The 20,909-nt window shown below is 57.8% G+C and carries 22 protein-coding genes and 1 tRNA gene; 14 read left to right on the forward strand and 9 right to left on the reverse strand.

The window, feature by feature from the left end:
- Positions 1–61 precede the first annotated feature (61 nt).
- The gene (locus LIX15_RS32890) at positions 62–196 is read left to right on the forward strand and encodes a hypothetical protein (protein WP_265338390.1); all 135 of its coding nucleotides are present in this window, start codon (positions 62–64) and stop codon (positions 194–196) included.
- A 109-nt stretch (positions 197–305) separates the two neighbouring features.
- Here LIX15_RS32890 and LIX15_RS20335 read toward each other — a convergent pair whose 3' ends face one another.
- Complete coding sequence (locus tag LIX15_RS20335; RefSeq protein ID WP_227775395.1) at positions 306–575, reverse strand: hypothetical protein; 270 nt, start codon at positions 573–575, stop codon at positions 306–308.
- Between the two features lie 72 nt (positions 576–647).
- Positions 648–1,865 (reverse strand): proteasome-activating nucleotidase Pan1, encoded by a 1,218-nt coding sequence (gene pan1, locus LIX15_RS20340; protein ID WP_227775396.1) that lies wholly within the window; start codon positions 1,863–1,865, stop codon positions 648–650.
- A gap of 151 nt (positions 1,866–2,016) precedes the next feature.
- Here pan1 and LIX15_RS20345 point away from each other — a divergent pair, with 151 nt between their 5' ends.
- The 3 genes from LIX15_RS20345 to rad50 all read left to right on the forward strand — a co-directional run bounded on the left by LIX15_RS20345 (position 2,017) and on the right by rad50 (position 6,625).
- Complete coding sequence (locus LIX15_RS20345) at positions 2,017–2,292, forward strand: MarR family transcriptional regulator (RefSeq protein WP_227775397.1); 276 nt, start codon at positions 2,017–2,019, stop codon at positions 2,290–2,292.
- Positions 2,293–2,483: 191 nt separating this feature from the next.
- Positions 2,484–3,962 carry a DNA double-strand break repair protein Mre11 gene (gene mre11 / locus LIX15_RS20350; protein WP_227775398.1) on the forward strand — a complete coding sequence of 493 codons (1,479 nt, stop codon included), beginning with the start codon at positions 2,484–2,486 and terminating at the stop codon, positions 3,960–3,962.
- Positions 3,959–6,625, forward strand: coding sequence for a DNA double-strand break repair ATPase Rad50 (gene rad50, locus LIX15_RS20355; RefSeq protein ID WP_227775399.1), 2,667 nt, complete (start codon positions 3,959–3,961; stop codon positions 6,623–6,625). The genes mre11 and rad50 overlap by 4 nt, the downstream gene beginning before the upstream one ends.
- Here the strand turns inward: rad50 and LIX15_RS20360 are convergent.
- Genes LIX15_RS20360 through LIX15_RS20370 form a run of 3 tightly spaced genes read right to left on the reverse strand, consistent with a single transcriptional unit; the run spans position 6,602 to position 7,628 of the window.
- Complete coding sequence (locus LIX15_RS20360; RefSeq protein WP_227775400.1) at positions 6,602–7,036, reverse strand: DUF7346 family protein; 435 nt, start codon at positions 7,034–7,036, stop codon at positions 6,602–6,604. The two genes, rad50 and LIX15_RS20360, sit on opposite strands and share 24 nt — an antisense overlap.
- A 25-nt stretch (positions 7,037–7,061) precedes the next feature.
- Positions 7,062–7,397, reverse strand: coding sequence for a DUF7322 domain-containing protein (locus LIX15_RS20365; RefSeq protein WP_227775401.1), 336 nt, complete (start codon positions 7,395–7,397; stop codon positions 7,062–7,064).
- A 45-nt stretch (positions 7,398–7,442) separates the two neighbouring features.
- Positions 7,443–7,628, reverse strand: a complete 186-nt coding sequence (locus LIX15_RS20370; RefSeq protein WP_227775402.1) for a DUF7331 family protein — start codon at positions 7,626–7,628, stop codon at positions 7,443–7,445.
- A 107-nt stretch (positions 7,629–7,735) separates the two neighbouring features.
- Between LIX15_RS20370 and LIX15_RS20375 the strand changes: the two genes are divergently transcribed.
- The 7 genes from LIX15_RS20375 (at position 7,736) to LIX15_RS20405 (ending at position 15,393) form a co-directional block, all read left to right on the forward strand.
- A complete protein-coding gene (locus tag LIX15_RS20375; protein ID WP_227775403.1) occupies positions 7,736–10,417 on the forward strand; it encodes a DNA-directed DNA polymerase in 2,682 nt (893 codons plus the stop codon).
- Positions 10,418–10,565: 148 nt separating this feature from the next.
- Entirely contained in the window at positions 10,566–11,471 is a 906-nt protein-coding gene (locus LIX15_RS20380; protein WP_227775404.1) for an ABC transporter ATP-binding protein, read from the forward strand.
- Between the two features lie 9 nt (positions 11,472–11,480).
- Positions 11,481–12,911, forward strand: coding sequence for a Fe-S cluster assembly protein SufB (sufB, locus tag LIX15_RS20385; protein WP_227775405.1), 1,431 nt, complete (start codon positions 11,481–11,483; stop codon positions 12,909–12,911).
- Positions 12,908–14,116 carry a Fe-S cluster assembly protein SufD gene (sufD, locus tag LIX15_RS20390; RefSeq protein WP_227775406.1) on the forward strand — a complete coding sequence of 403 codons (1,209 nt, stop codon included), beginning with the start codon at positions 12,908–12,910 and terminating at the stop codon, positions 14,114–14,116. The genes sufB and sufD overlap by 4 nt, the downstream gene beginning before the upstream one ends.
- A gap of 90 nt (positions 14,117–14,206) precedes the next feature.
- Positions 14,207–14,707 (forward strand): ferritin-like domain-containing protein, encoded by a 501-nt coding sequence (locus tag LIX15_RS20395; protein ID WP_227775407.1) that lies wholly within the window; start codon positions 14,207–14,209, stop codon positions 14,705–14,707.
- Positions 14,704–15,132 (forward strand): metal-dependent transcriptional regulator, encoded by a 429-nt coding sequence (locus LIX15_RS20400; protein ID WP_227775408.1) that lies wholly within the window; start codon positions 14,704–14,706, stop codon positions 15,130–15,132. The genes LIX15_RS20395 and LIX15_RS20400 overlap by 4 nt, the downstream gene beginning before the upstream one ends.
- 188 nt (positions 15,133–15,320) lie before the next feature.
- Positions 15,321–15,393 (forward strand) — tRNA-Gln (locus LIX15_RS20405).
- A gap of 220 nt (positions 15,394–15,613) precedes the next feature.
- Here the strand turns inward: LIX15_RS20405 and LIX15_RS20410 are convergent.
- Positions 15,614–16,237, reverse strand: a complete 624-nt coding sequence (locus tag LIX15_RS20410) for a hypothetical protein (protein ID WP_227775409.1) — start codon at positions 16,235–16,237, stop codon at positions 15,614–15,616.
- A gap of 413 nt (positions 16,238–16,650) precedes the next feature.
- On the opposite strand from LIX15_RS20410, the gene LIX15_RS20415 reads away from it, so the two are divergent.
- Positions 16,651–16,836: a hypothetical protein gene (locus LIX15_RS20415; protein WP_227775410.1), complete on the forward strand. Its 186-nt coding sequence runs from the start codon at positions 16,651–16,653 to the stop codon at positions 16,834–16,836.
- A 101-nt stretch (positions 16,837–16,937) separates the two neighbouring features.
- On the opposite strand, the gene LIX15_RS20420 is transcribed toward LIX15_RS20415, so the two are convergent.
- On the reverse strand, positions 16,938–17,363 hold the full coding sequence (locus LIX15_RS20420; RefSeq protein WP_227775411.1) for a hypothetical protein: 426 nt from the start codon (positions 17,361–17,363) through the stop codon (positions 16,938–16,940).
- 181 nt (positions 17,364–17,544) lie between these two features.
- Between LIX15_RS20420 and LIX15_RS20425 the strand changes: the two genes are divergently transcribed.
- Positions 17,545–18,546, forward strand: a complete 1,002-nt coding sequence (locus LIX15_RS20425; RefSeq protein ID WP_227775412.1) for a metallophosphoesterase family protein — start codon at positions 17,545–17,547, stop codon at positions 18,544–18,546.
- Positions 18,547–18,583: 37 nt separating this feature from the next.
- Here the strand turns inward: LIX15_RS20425 and alaXM are convergent, their stop codons facing one another.
- Complete coding sequence (alaXM, locus tag LIX15_RS20430) at positions 18,584–19,288, reverse strand: alanyl-tRNA editing protein AlaXM (RefSeq protein ID WP_227775413.1); 705 nt, start codon at positions 19,286–19,288, stop codon at positions 18,584–18,586.
- 110 nt (positions 19,289–19,398) lie between these two features.
- Here alaXM and LIX15_RS20435 point away from each other — a divergent pair, with 110 nt between their 5' ends.
- A complete protein-coding gene (locus LIX15_RS20435) occupies positions 19,399–20,106 on the forward strand; it encodes an HD domain-containing protein (RefSeq protein WP_227775414.1) in 708 nt (235 codons plus the stop codon).
- A gap of 92 nt (positions 20,107–20,198) precedes the next feature.
- On the opposite strand, the gene LIX15_RS20440 is transcribed toward LIX15_RS20435, so the two are convergent.
- Complete coding sequence (locus LIX15_RS20440) at positions 20,199–20,855, reverse strand: LysE family translocator (RefSeq protein WP_227775415.1); 657 nt, start codon at positions 20,853–20,855, stop codon at positions 20,199–20,201.
- Positions 20,856–20,909 lie beyond the last annotated feature (54 nt).

The raw sequence follows: 20,909 nt of genomic DNA on the forward strand, positions 1-20,909 counted from the left end.
CTATTCGCTGACTGTCCCCCTTTTCCGGTAGGATTTAGGTACTCCCGCCGAACTGTCGAACATGAACCTTCCAGCCGATTTCGACCATCCCGCGTGGCTGACCGCGGCGGGCACGATTGCGTCTTACTTGCTCATTCTCGCCCTGATGACCGTTCTGTTGTTCGGCGTGCCCTACGTGATTTTTAGCGCGCTGTAGGCAGTGTTTTCGAGCTGCCGTAGATGAAGACAAGAAGGCGAGACTGCAACTGTTGGCTGTAGGCCACGCCCTCGCTCTCTCAGTCACTCGGGCAGGGCCACTCGCTCCTTCATTCGCTTGCCCGTTGCCACCAAGCCGCCGAAGGCCGGGCGCGCTCGCGCGCCCGGCCAAACCAAAATTCTAAATTCGAATACCGTTGTTCAGGGGAAAGTCGTCCCGCCGAAACCTGTGGCAAACCAAACAACCACCGGCGGGCCGAGTGCGGCGCACTCGGCCCGCCGCGGTTCCTGGCGGCAACGGGCGACGCGAGGTATGAACGACTGGAAAAAGGAGTGACGAGCGAGGGCGTGTTTGTAGTCGTGACTTCTGTGGTCGTCACTCTACCCAAAAAGAGCCAATTAGAACACAAAAACGCCAACGCGAAAAAGACCGACTGTGTTAGACCGTTCGCTTAGGCGAACGTCTTGGAGACTTCGTCGCTCTCGTCGTCTTCCGCTTCGATTTTCTCCCGTGCGTCTTCGAAATCCTGCATCGTGATTTCGGTGCGGTCGTCGCGGATGGCGAACATCCCGGCTTCCGTACAGATGGCCTTGATGTCGGCACCGCTGGCGTCGCCCGTATCGACGGCGAGTTTCTCGAAGTCCACGTCGTCGGCGACGTTCATGCCGCGGGTGTGGATGCGGAAGATTTGCTCCCGACCTTCGTCGTTCGGGTTCGGCACTTCGATGAGGCGGTCGAAACGACCCGGGCGGAGAATTGCGCGGTCGAGCATGTCGAAGCGGTTGGTGGCCGCGATAATGCGGATCTCGCCACGGTCTTCGAAGCCGTCCATCTCCGACAACAACTGCATCATCGTGCGCTGGACTTCCGCATCGCCGGACGTTTTCGAGTCGGTGCGCTTCGACGCGATGGCGTCAATTTCGTCGATGAAGATGACGGCGGGTTCGTGCTGGCGGGCGACCTCAAACAGGTCGCGGACGAGTTTGGCACCCTCGCCGATGAACTTGTGGACGAGTTCCGACCCGGCCATCTTGATGAAGGTGGCGTCGGTTTGGTTGGCGACTGCTTTCGCCAGCATCGTCTTTCCGGTTCCCGGCGGGCCGTACAGCAGGACGCCGGACGGTGGGTCGATACCGACCTCCGAGAACATCTCGGGGCTCTCGAGCGGCATCTCGACCGTCTCGCGGACTTCGTTCATCTGTTCTTTTAGTCCGCCGATGTCTTCGTAGGTGACTTCGGGACTCTTCGTGACCTGCATCACGCGAGCGCGAACGTCGGTTTCGTCGTCGAGCGTCTTTACGATAGAGAGAGAATTGTTGACGGCGACGCGAGAGTCCGGTTCGAGTTCGGTGTGCATCTCATCGGTCACTTCGGTAACGGCTTCCTGATTGTTACCGTGTTGTTTGATGATAACGCCTTCCTCCGTAATCTCCTGCACGGTGGCGACGAACAGCGGGGACTGTTTCAATTTCTTGTTCTCGTGCGTGAGTCGTTCGAGCTTCTGCTGGTACTTGTTGTTCTCCGCGTTCGCGTCGAGGAGTTTGTCCCGCATCTCCTCGTTCTGGGATTCGAGGACTTCGAGGCGTTCTTGGAGTGCCTCTATTTTCTCCTGTCTGGACGTACTCTCCTCCTCGTATGGGAGTTCTACGTCATCCACAGTATCGGTCATCAATTCCGGATAAGCGCCTGTCTCTTAAGAGGCTTCGGGTGACCGACCTTTTCGCACCGCTTTTGCCGACATCCACTGCGCCCTGACAATTCCCATGAGTAATAAAACTGAATAGGAAATATTATCACCCTGTATCCGAAATGGGTAGTTGATGAGTGTCCCAGAGCTATCCCAGACGAGCACCAATCGGTTGCAGGACGCGGATTCGACCGAAGTGGTCCGCGACCTGCCACCCAGCGCGAAGCTAGTCGCAAAGGTGCTGGAGTACAACGAGACGATGACCCAGAGCGAACTCGCCGACGAAACGCTCCTGCCGCCACGGACGGTTCGCTACGCGCTGAACCGTCTCGAAGACGAAGACCTCGTGGATTCGCGGTTTTCGTTCTCCGACGCCCGAAAACGACTCTACACGCTCGATATTGAGTAGATTGCCGAAACCAAGCGTTTATATCAAAACGCGCGCCCAGTCCGGGCTGTGATTTCGAAACCGTCTCCCCGTCACTTCACCCTGCTTCTTCCTAACTTCCCCTTCGAGCCACTGGTGCAAAGTCCGGTTCGCCGCCCCCGGCGTGGCGCTCACGGAAATCATTTAACAGCAGGAAGCCAACGAACGAATCAATGACACGGGTGATTCACACGGGCGACACCCATATCGGGTATCGGCAGTACCATTCGCCCGAACGACGGGACGACTTCCTCTCCGCGTTCGACAGCGTCGTGGACGACGCAATCGAAAACGATTTCGACGCCGTCATCCATGCTGGCGATTTATTCCACGACCGCCGACCCGGACTCTCCGACCTCCACGGGACGATTTCCGTCCTCCGGAAACTCGAACGAGCGGAGATTCCGTTTCTCGCAATCGTCGGCAACCACGAGAGTACGCGCGGCGAGCAGTGGCTCGACCTGCTCGAAACCCTCGGACTCGCCACGCGACTCGGCGCTAAACCGGTCGTGGTCGGCGATACCGCGTTTTACGGGTTAGACCACGTTCCCGAATCGAAGCGAGACGACCTCGAATACGAATTCTCCCCGCACGAACAGGAGCACTCGGCGCTCGTCGCGCACGGACTGTTCACGCCGTTCGAGTTCGGCAACTGGAAATCGGAAGTCGTACTCAAGGAAGCGTCCGTCGATTTCGACGCGATGCTGCTCGGCGACAACCACAAACCCGGCAAAGAGCGAGTCGAGGACACGTGGGTCACCTACTGCGGTTCGACCGAACGCGCGAGCGCTAGCGAGCGCGACGACCGCGGCTACAACATCGTCACGTTCGACGGCGACGTGGCGCTCTCTCGGCGGGGAATCGAAACCCGCGATTTCGAATTTATTCCGGTCGAACTCGACGGCGACGAGGGAATCGACCGCGTCCGCGATGTCGTTCGAGAGTACGACCTCGACGATTCGGTCGCCCTGATTACCATCGAAGGAGACGGCGGGGACGTGACCGTTGCCCGAGTCGAGCAGTTCGTAGTAGACGAAGGGGCGCTCGTCGCCCGGGTTACCGACCGCCGCGAAATCGAAGCCGAGGAGGACGAGCTTTCGGTTTCGTTCGCCGACCCGGACGACGCCGTCAGAAACCGGGTTCGTGAGATGGGTCTCAGCGAGACGGCTCACGATGTAGACGAAATCGTTCGCGCGAGCAAAGTCGCAGATTCGAACGTCAGAACGGCCGTCGAAGACCACGTCGCGGAACGCATCTCCGAGGATATTGATGCGTTCGAACCAGCACAGGAGAACGCAAAAGGCGAGGTGGCAGACACGATGATTAACGAGGAAAGCGAGCAAACTGCCAGCGGAGTTTCTGGTGAGAGTACAGAACCGGAAACCCCTGCCAGTGACTCGAAAACTGCGTCATCAGTCGCCGTAGCGACTGATGACGCAGACGCTGTCGAATCGACAGACGACGAATCTCATGACGGCACGACCGCGACAGCAAACGGCGGTGACTCCGCCGACAGCACCGAAACGAGGGACGCAACTGAAGAGCCGCTAGGCGCCGAGGACAGCGCCGAACCGACGGAGTCCGCGGATGCGACTGATACCGCGGACGCCAGTTCCGGGGACGACCAAGTTTCGATGGAGGACTATCTGTGAGATTCGACCGAATTCGCCTCTCGAACTTTAAATGCTACGAAGACGCCGATTTACGGCTCGACACCGGCGTTACGGTCATCCACGGTCTCAACGGGAGCGGCAAGTCCTCCCTGCTCGAAGCGTGCTTTTTCGCACTCTACGGCGCACGGGCGCTCGACCGAACGTTGGAGGACGTCGTCACCATCGGTGCGGAGGACGCGGAAATCGAACTCTGGTTCGAACACGCCGGAGGCGACTACCACATTCACCGACGGATTCGAGCGAGCGGCGACTCCGCCCAAACGGCGAAGTGCGTCCTCGAGACTCCCGACGGGAGTTTCGACGGCGCGCGGGATGTGCGCAACCACGTCGCCTCGCTGTTTCGCATGGACGCCGAGGCGTTCGTCAACTGCGCCTACGTTCGGCAGGGCGAGGTGAATAAACTCATCAACGCGACGCCCGCCCAGCGACAGGACATGATCGACGACCTCCTCCAGTTGGGAAAACTGGAAGAGTACAGAGAACGCGCCAGCGATGCCCGCCTCGGTGTCAAAAGCGTTCTCGACGACCGACGGGGGAGCCTCTCGGAACTCGATACGCAAATCGTGGAGAAAGAAGAGAAGAACCTTCACGGCCTCCTCAACGACCTCGAATCGGAGCGCAACGAGATGGAGTCAGACATCGAACGGTACGAGGCCCAACGCGACAAGGCCCAACGGACACTCAACGACGCGGAAGACGTCCTCGAATCGTACGACGAAAAGCGCGAAGAGCTGACCTCGCTTGCGTCGGATATCGAAAGCCTCCAAACCGAAATCACGGAGACTGAGCGGGAACACGATTCCCTTCGAGAACGGGCGAGCGAGATTCGAGACCGAATTTCGGAGTTGGAATCGAACGTCGAAACCGAACTTCGCGACACGGAACTCGACACCGCGACTGAAGGCGACCTCACCGCACGATTGGATGAGCTGGATACGAAGGACGAGGAAATCAGCGGACGGCTAGAAGAGGCTCGGATGAAAGCCCAAATGTTCGACAATCAGGCGTCGAACCTCGCAGAACGCGCCGAGGAACTCGAAACGCGGGCACAGGAAAAGCGCAATCGCGTGAAACAACTCACGAAGGAGGTAAAAACGGCGACGGACGAACTCGAAAACCGCAGGGAAAAATTGGCGGAGTTCGACGACAAAATCGAATCGGAACGCGAGGCGTTCGAGGACGCGCCGGTCGAATTCGGCGTGGCCAGCGACCATCTCGATTCGATTCGCTCCGAACTGGCTGACTGCCGCGAGGAAGCGACGGCCTGCCGGACGAACCTCAGAACCGCCAAAGAGCAGGTGGATGAGGCCGAAAATCTGTTGGAGGCGGGCAAATGCCCGGAATGCGGACAGTCCGTCGAGGAGTCGCCGCACGTCGATACGATTGCTGAAGACCGGGAACGGGTGTCGGAACTGGAAGCCGAACTCGAGGAACTCCGCGAGAAACAGACCAAACTCGAATCGAAAATCGAGACCGCAGAAGCGCTCGTAGCCGCCGAAAACTGCGTCAACGAACTGGAGAACAACCGAAACAACGTCGAGCAGTTGGTGGAAAACAGAGAGGAGACGGTCGAAGAAAAGCGAGAACAGGCCGAAACGCTCCGCGATGAGGCCAAGGAGCTCGCCGCCGATGCAGAGGGGAGATCGGAGGATGCGAGCGAACTCGAATCGAAGGCGCAAACGTACCGCGAAACGGTCGAAGAACTCGAACGCGAGGAAACGTCCGTCGCCGACGCGAAAAATCGAATTGAGCGAATCCAAGACGTTCAAGGAAAAATCGAGGATGCGGAGGACGAACTCGACCGTCTCGCCGAGAAACGAACACACCTACAGGAGCTGAATGACCAGCGACGCGACCGTCTCGCCGAAAAGCGGTCGCGTCACGCGGAACTGGAGGAACTGTACGACGAATCCAAAGTCGAGGAGGCGCGCGCGAGCAAACAGCGGGCGGAGACGTACCTCGAACAGGTCGGCGAGGAACTAGAGTCCCTCAGAGAGCAGCGAGACGACCTCATCGACGAAATCGGTGGTGTTCGCGGGGAAATCGAAGCCCTCGAAAATCTGCGAAAGCGGCGGGAAGAAGTCGTCTCGCGAGTGGATGCGCTCGAATCGCTGTACGACGAAGCTGACGACTTGCAGGCGATGTACGGCGACCTTCGAGCGGAACTCCGCCAGCGAAACGTCGAAAATTTAGAACGGATGTTGAACGAGGTGTTCGACCTCGTCTACCAAAACGATTCGTACTCGCGTATCGCGCTCGACGGCGAGTACCGACTGACGATTTACCAGAAGGACGGCGAACCGCTCGACCCGGAACAGTTGTCGGGCGGCGAACGCGCGCTGTTCAACCTCAGTTTGCGGTGTGCGATTTACCGCCTTCTCTCCGAGGGAATCGAAGGCAGCGCCCCGATGCCGCCGCTCATTCTGGACGAGCCGACGGTGTTCTTGGACTCCGGCCACGTCTCGCAGTTGGTCGAACTAGTGGAGTCCATGCGGGGTTTGGGTGTTGAACAGATAGTCGTCGTCAGTCACGACGAGGAACTGGTCGGGGCTGCGGACGACCTCGTGCAAGTTGAAAAGGATCCGACTACGAACAGGTCGCACGTCGAACACGGAGATTCACTGGTCGAACTCGTCGGATAAGGATTCCAGCCCTTTCGTTGCCACGTCCGTTAGCTCGTATCCGCGTTCCCCAGCGACCCTGCACTCCCGGATGAGCCCTGCGGCGCGAAATTCCGCGAGCAGACCGTGGAGGTCGCTCTCGCAAATGTCGTAGTCCGAAATGATTTTCCTGACCGAAAGCCCTTGGCAATCGGACAGCTCAACCAGCAGGCCCAGTGCGCGGTCGTCGTGAACCGCAGTGAGGATTCGGCGAGCGGGCGACGGAACTCTCTTGGCGGCAGTTTCTAACGATGATTCCCCTTCGACGGGCGTCAGTCGGTCATTTTCGAGATAGCTCTCGTCTCCCGTTTGTGGATCGCGGACGAGACTCGATTCACCGGACTGCTTGAGAAGAAGATACCGGTGGCCCGATTCGTCGCGCACGGTTCGCATGGGTCGAAGTAGCGGCGGAACGCGGTTAGTCCTTCTGGAAGTCCCGGTAGCGTTTGTAGCCGCGAGCGAACGCGATGGCACCGACGACGACGAGCAGACCACCGAACATCCACTGTCGTTCGAATCCGACGAGCATGAGGCCGAGACTGAAGGCGAAGAGGGCAATATTGAATAGAATCACTTGTGCCCAGAACTCCTTCTGTATCTCCGGGTCTGCATTCCCGTCGATGGGTTTCGGCGCGGCTGGCGGATTCGTGTCAAATCGGTCGGACGGGTCACGTACTTTCGGAGCCATGTCCGGCTCTTCGGTGTATCCCGGATCGTCCGACCCCTCGTCGTCGTGGCCGAATCTATCGAACACCGATTTGATACATCGCGTCCAAAAAGAAAAGCGTTCGGAGTCGGTTCAGACCTGTTTTTTCAGTGTGACCGCACTCGACGACTTGAGCCATCCGAGGGGATTTTCCGCGTCGTAAAATACGACGCCGTCTTCCGTCTCGTAGGCTTCTATCGAACTCATCGGCTCCTCGGGAGCCGGTAGCTCGGTTTCTGCGCGGTCCAGCGTTCCGTCTTCAGTTGCACGGTCAGACATTGGCTTGACCTCGTTCTATGCTAAGCGTTAGCATATTAAGTCTCTTTCCCTTCAGAAACCGGTTCAAACGGGAGGGTTTTTACCGGGAAGCGCCAAAAACAATCGACATGACTCAATCTGGGCTTGGTGACTTCGCGGGTGGAGACGAGCGCCCCGCGGCAGAAGCCCACGCCGTTGCGGGAAACGACGACGCGACTGCGGCCGTCGTCGATGCCGATACGGACTGGCTTCCGGACTCACAGGGCGACATCGAACTCGCAGTTACGCAAGTCGATTACACCGTCGAAGGATACGGCGACGACGAAACACCCATAATCCACGTTTTCGGACGGACTGCGGACGACGAACACGAACACGTCCGCGTCGTCGGCTTCAGACCGTACTTCTACGCACCGACGGATTCGTTGACCGAAGAGAAGCTAAGCGATGACCGACTCACCGGGTCGGAAGACGGCTACGAGAGCATCCGCGGCGAGAAGCTGACGAAGATTTTCGGCCGGACACCGCGCGACGTGGGGAACATCCGCGACCAGTTCGAACACTACGAAGCGGACATCCTCTTTCCGAACCGATTCCTCATCGACAAGGACATCAAAAGCGGAATCCGGATTCCGGAACGGCGGCGAGATGACGGCGGCCTCGTCGTACAGGAACAGGAGGTCGAAGCGACGGACGTACAAGCGAACCTGCGCGTACACACTTTCGACATCGAGGTTGACGACCGCTCCGGTTTTCCGGAAGACGGCGAAGAGCCAATCATCTGTCTCACCAGCCACGACTCCTACCGAGACGAATACATCGCGTGGCTGTTCGACGCACCGAACGGCGACGCCGATCTGCCCCAGAGTGTTCCGGAGTACGAACCGCTCCGAGACGGCCCCGAAATCGAAGTCAGAACGTTCGACGAGGAGGAAGCCATGTTGGCGGAGTTCCTCGATTACATTTCGGAAACCGACCCGGACGTTCTCACGGGCTGGAACTTCGACGATTTCGACGCGCCGTACCTCCTCGACCGACTGGAACGACTGGAGGGACAACACCACGACTACGACCTCGATTACGAGCGGCTTTCGCGCGTAGACGAAGTGTGGCGGAGTGACTGGGGCGGCCCGACCATCAAGGGGCGCGTCGTTTTCGACCTGCTGTACGCCTACAAGCGAACTCAATTCACCGAACTCGATTCCTACCGACTGGACGCTGTGGGCGAGACAGAACTCGGCGTCGGCAAGGAACGCTATGCAGGCGACATCGGCGACCTCTGGGAGCAAGACCCGACGCGACTGCTCGAATACAACCTTCGGGACGTGGAACTCTGTGTCGAACTCGACAAGAAACAGGACATCGTCACCTTCTGGCGGGAAGTCGCGTCGTTCGTCGGCTGTAAACTCGAAGACGCGACGACGCCCGGCGACGCGGTGGACGTGTACGTTCTCCACAAAGCGCACAACCAGTTCGCGCTTCCGTCGAAGGGACAGTTCGAAGCCGAGGATTACGAGGGCGGCGCGGTGTTCGAACCGATTACGGGCGTCAGAGAGAACGTCACGGTGCTCGACCTGAAATCGCTGTATCCGATGTGTATGGTGACGCTCAACCTGTCGCCTGAAACGTCGGTAGACCCGGACGTGTACGACGGCGATACCTACGTCGCGCCGAACGGAAGCCACTTCCGCAAGGAACCAGACGGCATCGTTCGAGAAATCATCAACGAGACGCTTTCCGAGCGCGAGGAGAAAAAATCACTTCGAAACGAACACAAGCCCGGGAGTTCGGAATACAAGATTTTCGACCGCCAGCAGCAGGCAGTAAAGGTCATCATGAACTCCCTCTACGGCGTACTGGGATGGGAAAAATTCCGCCTCTACGACAAAGAGATGGGTGCGGCTATCACCGCGACCGGTCGGGAGGTCATCGAGTTCACCGAAACCGCGGCGAACGAAATCGATTACAACGTGGCGTACGGCGACACGGATTCGGTCATGTTAGAACTCGGAGGTGACATCGAGAAGTCGGAGGCGCTGGAGCAGTCCTTCGAAATCGAGGAACACATCAACGCTCGGTACGACGAATTCGCGCGCGAGGAATTGAGCGCCGAGGAACACCGCTTCCAAATCGAGTTCGAAAAGTTGTACCGCCGGTTCTTCCAAGCGGGCAAGAAAAAGCGGTACGCGGGTCACATCGTCTGGAAAGAAAGCAAAGACGTAGACGACATCGACATCACCGGTTTCGAGTACAAACGCTCGGACATCGCGCCCATCACGAAAGAAGTCCAGCGGCAGGTCATCGAGATGATTGTCACCGGTGAAGATTTGGAAGACGTGGAAACGTACGTCCACGACGTAATCGAGGACTTCCTGGGCGGTGAGGTTGGGCTAGACGAAATCGCTATTCCCGGCGGCATCGGCAAACGACTCGACAACTACGACACCGACACCGCGCAGGTTCGCGGTGCCAAATACGCTAATCTCCTGCTTGGAACCAACTTCCAGCGCGGAAGCAAGCCGAAACGACTCTACCTAAAGAAAGTCCATCCGTCGTTTTTCGAGCGAATGGAGAACGACGAAGGGTTCGACGCCCGTGCAGACACGCTGTACGGCGAGTTCAAGCGCGAACAAGACGTCATCTGTTTCGAGTACGCAGACCAAATTCCGGAGGAGTTCGAAGTGGACTGGGACAAGATGCTCGATAAAACGCTCAAAGGGCCGATTGCGCGAGTGTTGGAAGCGCTCGACATCTCGTGGGAAGAGGTGAAAACGGGACAGCAACAAACCGGCCTGAGTAGTTTCATGTAGCAACATAAGTTATAGAAAAATAACAATAACTCTCCGGGTTTTCCATTCGGGAAAAAGAATTTTTTCTTTCCGGAAACCGATTGCATACGAATGCGAAACGGTTATGGGACGATGTGCCCTTGCTTTACACGTCTTAGGTGAACCTAACATGGCAACGCTTGAACTAAAAAATGTCCACGCAGAGGTCGTGGAAGAAGATGAAGAAATCCTCAAAGGCGTCGATATCGAAGTCAAAACTGGCGAGATTCACGCCCTAATGGGACCGAATGGGAGCGGAAAATCAACGACATCGAAGGTCGTTGCAGGACACCCTGCATACGAAGTAACGGAGGGGGAAGTTCTGCTCCACCTCGATGAAGACGAGTTCGAAGACATCGAGATTCCGGACGACATGCGGACGTGGAATCTTCTCGAACTGGAGCCGAACGAGCGCGCCGCGCTCGGTGTCTTCCTCGCGTTCCAGTACCCCGCCGAAATCGAAGGCGTTACGATGTCGAACTTCCTTCGCACCGCACTCAACGCGAAACTCGAAGAGCGCGAAGAACTCTTCGAGGATGACCAGGAGGAGGAAGAAGAGGAGGAAGAGACCGGCTACGACACCAGTCCGATGGAAGGCCCCGCTGACGACGGCGAAGTCGGCGTCGCCGAGTTTCAGGAACTCCTCAAGAAGAAGATGGAACTGCTCGACATGGACGAAAAATTCGCGATGCGGTACCTGAACGCCGGGTTCTCCGGCGGGGAGAAAAAGCAGAACGAGGTTCTGCAGGCCGCAATTCTCGAACCGTCCATCGCCGTCCTCGACGAAATCGACTCCGGACTGGACATCGACCGCCTGCAGGACGTATCGGACGGAATCAACGCACTTCGTGACGAGCAGGGTACTGGTATCCTCCAGATTACCCACTACCAGCGTATCCTCGACTACGTCGAACCCGACACGGTTCACATCATGCTCGACGGGGAAATCGTCATGGAGGGCGGCCCCGAACTCGCCGAAGAACTCGAAGACAAGGGATACGACTGGGTTCGCGACGAAGTCTACCAAACTGCGTAAGGTGATACTATGAGTTCAGAACAGGACCACTTGAAAGAGACAGATACCGAAGAACGGTTCGAGTTCAAGAAGGAACAGCGGGCCGCGGTCAAGTCCGACAAGGGATTGACCGAAGAGGTCGTCCGCCTCATCAGCGAGGACAAAGACGAACCCGAATGGATGCTCCAGCGGCGTCTCCGCGCACTGGAACATTACCAGAACATGCCCCTGCCGACGGACTGGCCCGGCCAGCCCGACCTCACGGAACTCGATATAGAAGAAATCGTCCCGTACATCCGACCCGACGTGGACAAACGCGAAGGCGCGGATAGCTGGGACGACCTCCCGGACGACATCAAGGACACGTTCGACAAACTCGGCATTCCGGAGGCGGAGCGCAAGGCGCTCTCCGGCGTCGGTGCCCAGTACGAGTCCGAGGTCGTCTACCAGAACATGCAGGAGCAGTGGGAGGAGAAAGGCGTCGTCTTCATGAACATGGACCAAGCGGTTCAGGAACACGAAGACCTCGTCAAAGAGTACTTCATGACGAAGTGCGTGCCGCCGAGCGACAACAAGTTCGCGGCGCTTCACGGTGCGGTCTGGTCGGGCGGCTCGTTCGTTTACGTCCCCGAGGACGTGACGGTGCAGATGCCCGTTCAGGCGTACTTCCGCATGAACTCCGAAGGGATGGGGCAGTTCGAGCACACGCTCATCATCGCCGAGAAAGGCTCCGAAGTCCACTACATCGAGGGTTGTTCCGCGCCGAAGTACGGCAGCCACAACCTCCACTCCGGCGGCGTCGAAGTGTTCGTGGATGAGGACGCTCACGTCCAGTATTCGACCGTGCAGAACTGGTCGAAGAACACCTTCAACCTGAACACCAAGCGCGCCATCGTCGAAGCCGGTGGCCGAATGGAGTGGGTGTCTGGTAGCATGGGATCGAAGGCAACGATGCTCTACCCGTGTTCAATCCTGAAGGGTCGCGGCGCGAGCGCGAACCAGATTTCCATCGCGTTCGCCGGCGAGGGCCAGAACATCGACACCGGCGCGAAGGTCTACCACAACGCGCCGAACACCAACTCGACCATCGAGTCGAAATCCATCAGCAAAGACGGCGGCCGCACGAACTACCGCGGCCTCGTCCACATCAGCGACGGCGCGGTGGATTCGTCCACGTCGGTCGAATGTGACGCGCTGATGTTCGACAACGAATCCACGTCGGACACCATGCCGTACATGGAAATCAACGAAGACCGCGTGGACGTCGCCCACGAGGCAACGGTCGGTAAAATCGGCGACGAGGACGTGTTCTACCTCCAAAGCCGCGGATTGGACGACGACGACGCGAAACAGATGATCGTGAGCGGGTTCATCGAACCCATCACGGAAGAGCTTCCAATCGAGTACGCGGTCGAACTCAACCGCCTCATCGAACTCGAAATGGAGGGTAGTCTCGGATGAGTACGCAGGTACACAGCACCCTCTCGGAAGAAACCGTCCGCGAGATTTCGGGCGATCTCGGCGAACCCGAGTGGCTCCTCGAAACCCGCCTCGACGCTCTCGACGCGCTTTCCGACGTCGACATGCCGGACGTTATCCGGACGCCGGGGCGCGACTGGACGAATCTCCACGCGCTCGACTACGACAGCTTCGTCAACCCGCTCTCCGCCGAAGAGGAAAAAGAGCGAGTCGAACCGGAGGGTGTTTCGGTGCTCTCGATGGCCGACGCGCTGGACGAACACGAAGACCTCGTCAAAGAGTACTTCGGCTCGGTCATCGACCCGCATGAGAACTACCTGACGGCGCTCTCGACGGCGCTGTTCACGACCGGCACGCTCATCTACGTCCCGAAGGGCGTCGATGCGGAGGACGTGACCATCCGAACGACGATGCAGAGCCAATCGCTGTTCAACTACACGCTCGTCGTCACCGAGGAATCGAGTTCGGTGACGATTCTGGAGCGACAGGACAGCGAGGAGCTTTCGGACGAGCGCTACTACAGCGGCTTGGTCGAAATCGTGGCCGGCGAAAACAGCCACGTCCAGTACGGTTCCTTGCAGGATTTGGACGAGGAGACGTACAACTACACATTAAAGCGCGGCAACACCGCGGACTATGCCACGCTTAACTGGATCGAGGGCAACCTCGGTTCGCGTCTCACGAAGTCCTCAGTCGAGACGAACCTCGACGGCGAGGGCTCCGAGACGAAAACCGTCGGCGCGTTCTTCGGCCACGACGACCAGCACTTCGACATCGCAGCCCGGGTATGGCACAACACAGCGCACACGACCGCAGACCTCGTGACCCGCGGCGTGCTCGACGATGAAGCGCGCTCCGTCTACGAAGGTGTGCAGGATGTGGGCACCGAAGCGTGGGACACCAGTTCCTACCAGCGTGAAAACACGCTTATGCTTTCCGACGGGAGCGAAGCTGACGCCTCGCCGAAACTCATCATCAACAATCACGACACCGAAGCGAGCCACTCCGCGACGGTCGGACAGATCGACGAAGAGGATCTATTCTACATGACCTCGCGCGGCGTACCGCCGCAACTCGCGAAGGACATGCTCGTGGAAGGATTCTTCGTCCCCGTCTTGGACGAAGTCGAAGTCGAAGAACTCCGCGAGGACCTCGACTCGGGAATCGTCGAACGCCTCGGCAACTAAGACGCGTTTCGCGTTTCGGACTTTCGAATTTTCTTCCCGCGCAAAACTGCATCAGGGAGTGTTAAGTTTCCCCGCCCCGTCTCCCGAGATATGAGTGTGGGTCAGCGCGTCTCGTCGGACCGCCAACTCGCGCGCTTGCTCCAAATCGGCGTCGTGTTGGAAGAACTCGTGGAGGCGCGAGCGGCGCGCCATTTCGAGTCGCTTTCCTCCCGGGAGCAGGACGAATTCCACGAGGACGTGCGCGAGTTGCTTTCCGAGGCAGGCGACGAGTCAGCGGAGCACCGACGGCGTCTCGAATCTCTCATCGACGAACTCGATGCCGAAACGATACCGTTCGAGGAGATTGAGATGTTGGTGGGAGAACAGTACGCACAAACCGCGCCGGACGATTTCGACGGCGTTCTGTACGACCAATTGCACGGCGAGGAGACGGCGTACAAGTTCTACGACGACCTCATCAAAGCTATCGAGGCGAGCGAGGCGTCGTTCGCGCTCGACCGTGAACGACTGCTCGAAACGCTCACCGCGATTCGAGCGGAGGAAGCCGAGGGGGTCGAAGAGGTGGCAAAGTTGATGGAGGCCAGAGAATGAACACGGCAGACCAGTACCTCAAAACGATTTATCTCGTCCAGCGCATCGAAGACGGTCCGGCGGCGACCGGCGCACTTGCGGACAAACTCGGCGTGAGTCCAGCGAGCGTCAACGAAATGGTTGGCAAACTTCAAGAGCGCGGGTTGGTCGAACACGAAAAGTATCGCGGTGCGACTCTCACCGAAGACGGCGAAGAACGCGCCAGCGACGCCCTCCAGACCTACTGCATCCTCGAACGCTTCCTCGCAAACGTCCTCGAAGTCGATGATTTCCGCATGGAAGCGAAGCAGCTCGAAAGCGTCATCGACGAGACCGTGGCAGAACGACTTGACACGATTATCGACCGCGAACCGCAGTGTCCGGACTGTTTCCACGCCGAGGAGGATATGTGCGCGTATCTGGTCGAAGAGGGTGGCGCGGACTGAATCGGGAGAATCGACCAATCAAAGCAGAGTGGTGCGATTTTCCCCGCGAACTGTTTGCGTTACGTTCAAGTATCACCCGGAGTTACGTGAGGGTGAAGCCTCGTATCTGCTGCGGAATTCCGTGGTGGCGAGCAGTTCTGAGCGTTCGGAACTGCGAGGTACACGGGGCGTACGGATGAAATGAGCGAAGTCCCGTGGTGTAGCGGCCAATCATAATGGCCTTTGGAGCCATTGACGGCGGTTCGAATCCGCCCGGGACTATCAGAAATTTTATACTGATACTCCACAGAGACAGCAACTTCTTTCACGGAGGTGACGGGCAATGAGCCGCACCTGTCCACATTGCGGCGGGCGATAGTGAGCACCGCCGTCGCCTCCCTACGGCTGTACTGTGGCTCCGGAGCTGCTACAGGAGATGAGGTGTCTGTTGATGTGGCTTCACACGAAAAACAAAACCGCAAACAGCTATCGAAAACCGCTGTTACTCGGAACTGTACTTGACAGTTCCAGTCCACCGGCCGTATAGGTCGTCAGTTTGTTTGTCCTTATCCAGCATGAGAACTTCGACTTCGAGGGTTCCGGAGTCGAACTGCTCGAACGCTCGCTCGTCTATTTCGACTGAGTAGGTGCCCTCGTCGTGCTGGAATCGAACGCTCGTCCGTCCAACGCGTTCGCCGTCGACTCTGACGAGGAAGTACGGGTCACCGTCCACGAGCGGTTCCGGGTCAACGTTGGGAAGGCTGGTGTTAGCCACGACATCGACGTCGAAGTTGGAGAGGCCGTTTCCGCTTTTGGCTTGGACTTTGTTCGTGATAGTGACGCTCTTGATACGGTTATCATCGCCGATTTTGTCGTCAATCGGCGTGTTCGGGGCCGTCGGCGGCTCCCACTCTTCGACCGTCGTGGTAGTCGTGGTAGTCGTGGTGGTCGTTGAAGTCTTAGCCGATGTCGTCGATGAACCGACCGTGGTGGTTCGGGTTTCGTCGATGGTCGGCGTGTCGGTCGTCGTGGTTGTCGTCGTATCGTCCGACCCGCCAATCCCGTTACAACCGGCGAGCATGATGACGAGGACGAGGACGAGAACAGTCGAGCGATGACGATTCATATGTCGTAAGTGAACTGTAGGGGAATAACGCATAAATATTCTTCTACCGGTTTCAACCGGCCGTTTCCTGTGATTTATGCGGCTGTTACCGGCAGTAAGGAGCACGTACCACGTGAAATGTGTACGACACAACCGCGAATATGGACGTTCAACGCAATTCGTCGTTCACCTATCGGGCAGATAAAAGACGGCAAAATTGATGCGGGACGGACGGACTCTAACGAGGACGTAAACGACAGACGAATGGATTATTTGAAAGATAATGAAGAAGTCGTCTGTTTACGTTTCAACCCCACCGGTTTTGTTATGAAATCCGACAAATAGAAACAAGACATATACCGCATGACTTCATGTGTAATGTTTACCATCAGATGAAGAACGCTACACAATATCAACAAGACGGACGGTACGAGATGTCCGTTACCGAGGCGGAATACGACGAGGACGGTTCCTTACACCTCTCGCTTACGTTCAGTCCGCAGGAAACGCCGCCGTTGGACGAACTTCTCACGACGGGCTACGTCAAAGTAAGCGTCTACGACAACGACGAATTCGTGGAAAAGGGGATGTTGACGTTGTACGACAGTCTGCATTGCTGAACGCCGGTTTCGACGCCGATTTACCGAGCAATGGGCGGAACGACAGCAAGTATCCACGAGCAGTCGATAATACGTTCGTTTTCGAAAAAACGGCTGAAATCTTAGAGTCGGTCGCGTCCGTTACGCCGCGAACCGACGCCGACGTTTAGTTGTTGAACCTTTTTCACGATGGTGCGGAGGTAGCGACGAACGTCGAAACCGCTTCGGGAGTTCGTTCGTCCTGAACGCGAACGGTTTTTCCGTCCGGTCTTCGTCCCCGTTCGAGTCAGCCGTTTCCGAATCGCCGACTGTAGTTCGTGGGAGATGAGGGGGCTTTCGGGCGAGATTATGCGCGAAAGCAACAGACAGACGGCGGCGATTACCACGAAATAGTAGCCGAACGTGGTAATGAGGCTGTCCGAGAAAAACGCAACATAGATTCCGTTTACGAACAAAAACACGCCTGCGAGCTGTAACAGTTTGTTCAGATAGTAAAACGACGCGTCGCCCGTCGATGTTTCGATTCTATTGAGACTTCTCGTGCTCATTCCCACCCGTAGTTTCGACATGCGACGTAATCAAAGTCAGTCAGACGCGTGTGAGACATCTGTGTCAAACATGACCTAAACGAAATCAGATATTTGGACATAGAAATATATAGACTATGAACTAAATAATTATTTTGTACGGTGCCTTTATACCTCAATCGGGTCTCTATACGAGCACGCCATGACCGAACACGGAACGGGAATAGAATCCACGAGTGGTGTTCGTAAACAAAACGCCCCTGCGAAGGCGTCCGGTGAACAGTCGGACGCCGGTCCTCTTTTCGCCCGCTTCGCTCGCCCCCGAAGCACCGTTCCGACGACTATCGCACTCGTTTCCGACACGCACGTCTCGACAAAAAACCGAGGTACTTGGAAGGTTTTTCACCGAACACAGGCGCGTCTTCGAACCGTCCTCGCGGACGCGAACGCACGAGACGTAGATGCCGTCGTGTTTGCAGGTGACTTGACCGAAGACGGCGCGACGGACGATTTCCAAACGTTCGATTCTCTTCTTTCCTCCCTCGACGTTCCATTTATGGCAGTCCCCGGCAATCACGACGTTCCGAAGTCGTTCGATACGCACGAGACACCGACACTGTCATCTTTCGAGGCGGATTTCACTCCCGGAGCACTACCGTTTCACGAGCGAATCGGCGGCGTCGATGTTCTCGGTTTGAACAGTGCAGCGACTCCGTCCGAGTCGCTTGCCGACTGCCACGACGGCGAAATTTCGGCGGCACAACTCGCGTGGTTGGACGACATACTTCCCGAGACAGACGATCCGATCGTCGTTATGCATCACAACCTCTCCGGCCTTTCCAGCGAAAACGTTCATTCGTGGCGCTCCTCGTTTCCGACTCGGAACGCCGACGAACTCGCCGACCTGCTCGCCCGCCACGACGTGCCACTCCACGTCTCCGGTCACTTGCACGTTCCCTCCGTCACCGAAACGAACGGTGTCCGAGAAATCATCGCCCCGTCCTTGTGCTCGTTCCCGCAGGCGTACCTCCTGTTCGAGATTGACCGTGAAGGAACCGCGGTTCGATTCGTTCCAACCGCCGACCCGGAAGAGACGAAAGAGGCGTACATTCACGCGAAACGGGATTCTGCGCGAAGCGACGCCGTCGCCGAAATGACGCTCGACCGGCTGTCTGCGCTCCCGTTGGCGGACGAATCAGAATGAACGAAAACCAACGGCAATGATTGCATTCTGATCCGAACTATTCGAGAACGAACTTCAGACGCTCTTCGTCGCTTCCCTTCGTTTCCCGACCCGTAATCCGGAATTCACCGATTTCGTCGGTGTTCTCCACGTGCGTCCCTGCACAGGCGGTTCGGTCGCATTCCTCGATTTCCACGATGCGAACCTCGCGGATGCTGTCCGGAAGGAGGTGAATCCGGGTTCGTTCCGGGTCGAGAGCCGATTCGGCTTCGTCGCGCTCCATCTCGTACCACCTGACCTCCAATCCCTCCCCGATTCGGTCGTTCATAACCGATTCGATGTGCGCAAACTCCTCGTCGGAAAATCGCTCGTAGGCGCAGTCGATTCGCGCGCGGTCTGCGTACAGTTGATTTCCGGTCGTCTGCGCGTCGTACTCGTCCAACAGTACCGCCGAGAGGAGGTGCTGTGCGGTGTGATATCGCATATGTGCGTATCGCCGTTCCCAGTCGATTCGCCCCGTCACAGTCGTTCCTTTTTCCGGCGGCGTTCTATCGACGGTGTGGTAGACGGTGTCCTTTTTTCGAACTGCCGTGACGTTCCACGTTTCTCCGTCGGCTTCGAGGACACCCGTATCTGACGGCTGACCACCGCCTTCCGGGTAGAACAGCGTTCGGTCGAGGACGACTCGGTCGCCCGCGACTCGCTCTACTGTGGCTTCGAACTTTGCGTCCCCTGTCTCGTCGAGATACAGCGCCTCGGTCATAGGCGAGGAGAAGAACAGTCGTCACTTAATGTTCTCGTCGTAACGCTAAAGAGCGAATCGTGCGTTTGTATCAGTAATGAGTACGTACTGTGAGCAACGGAGGGGTTTCTATGGGTGTCGAAATTAAGGGCTCACCCGTTTCTGAGCAAGAGTTCGAGGAGATGAAAGCGTTCGTCTACGAATATCTCTCGGCAAGCGTGAAAAACGAGGAGGGCGGCGGACGAATGCGCTGGTATCCGTGGCACTCCGCGGACTACCGGTTCAATCACATCCTCAACGTCGTCAGCCTCTCGGAAACCATCGCGGAGCGCGAAGGTGCCGATGTCGATGTCGCGCGCGTCGCCGCGCTGTTTCACGATATCGCCAAACTGGATGCAGACCAAGAAGTCCACGCTGAGGAGGGCGCACGAGTCGCGCGCGAATACCTCGAATCGCGCGGCGAGTTCCCCGAATCGTTCGTCGACGAGGTGTGCAAGGCGGTCGAAGACCACTCGTTTCAGGGCGACCTCTCGCGCCTTTCGAAGGAGGCCCAGTGTCTCATCGAGGCGGACATGCTCGACAAAGTCGGCGCGAACGGAACCGCCCTGATGCTCCTTCGAATGGGGTACGAAGCCCGGACGCACATGGCCGCCGCGGAGATGGTCGATAGGGTGCTCGAACGGGGGAAGGACGCGGCATCCCGCGTCCAGAGCGACACCGCAAACGACATCGCCCACCGCAGACTCAAGCGCGTGAAATGGTTCCGCGAGTGGTTAGAGGAGGAAGTGCCGGAGATGAACGCCGAACCGACGAGTTCGCCACGCGGACGCGGGCCGTAGGGAATCGGAGAATAACAGCACCGCGATTTTGGATTTCAAGCACGATGGCGTCGTGCGAACAGCGACCTGCAACTCGACTCGACGAACTATTTTTACATCAGCGTCGTCACGCTATCGTACACGAACGAGACTCCCGCCAGTGCGAGTACGCCCGCACTCAAATACGCGACCGCAGGCGCGAACGAATCGACGCGATTTCGTGCCGCGACGAGCGCCGCCGGAAAACCGCTTATCCACAGCGCAATTCCGGCGAAAAAGCCGATTACGATAATCGGTCCGCCGGTCGTCACGACTAGGTTCCCGGGCAAATCCGAAAGCACGTCGAACTTGCCGGGGTCGAGGAGGCCGACACCCGCCGTCAGCCACCAGATTATTTGATAGGGGTTCGTAATCGCCAGCGCGAACGCCTTCTTGAATCCTTTCGCGTCCTGGTCCGCGTCCTCCGCCGTGAAGGTCGCCGTCGCGTCTTTTGCGGTTCCATAGGCGAAATACAGCATGAGCAGTCCGCCCACGCCGACCATGACGCCGCGGACGACCGGCGCGTCTCGGACGACCGCGACGACTCCTGCGAGTGCGAGGACGAAAAAGCAGGCGTCGGCGGTCATCGCGCCCAGTCCAGCGGAGAATCCGGAGCGCCAACCGCGCAGGACACTCTCCTCGGCGATGACCGCGTTCATGGGTCCCGGCGGGGCCGCGAGCGAAAGGCCGAGCGCCACGCCAGCGAACGCCGAAACAAGTATTTTCAGCATCGAATACGAATTTGTCGGCGGTAGAATAAAATCTCGTTGTTCGCGGAAGCGTCG

Origin of the sequence: Haladaptatus pallidirubidus (assembly GCF_020700235.1) — an archaeon.
Lineage (GTDB): Archaea > Halobacteriota > Halobacteria > Halobacteriales > Haladaptataceae > Haladaptatus > Haladaptatus pallidirubidus.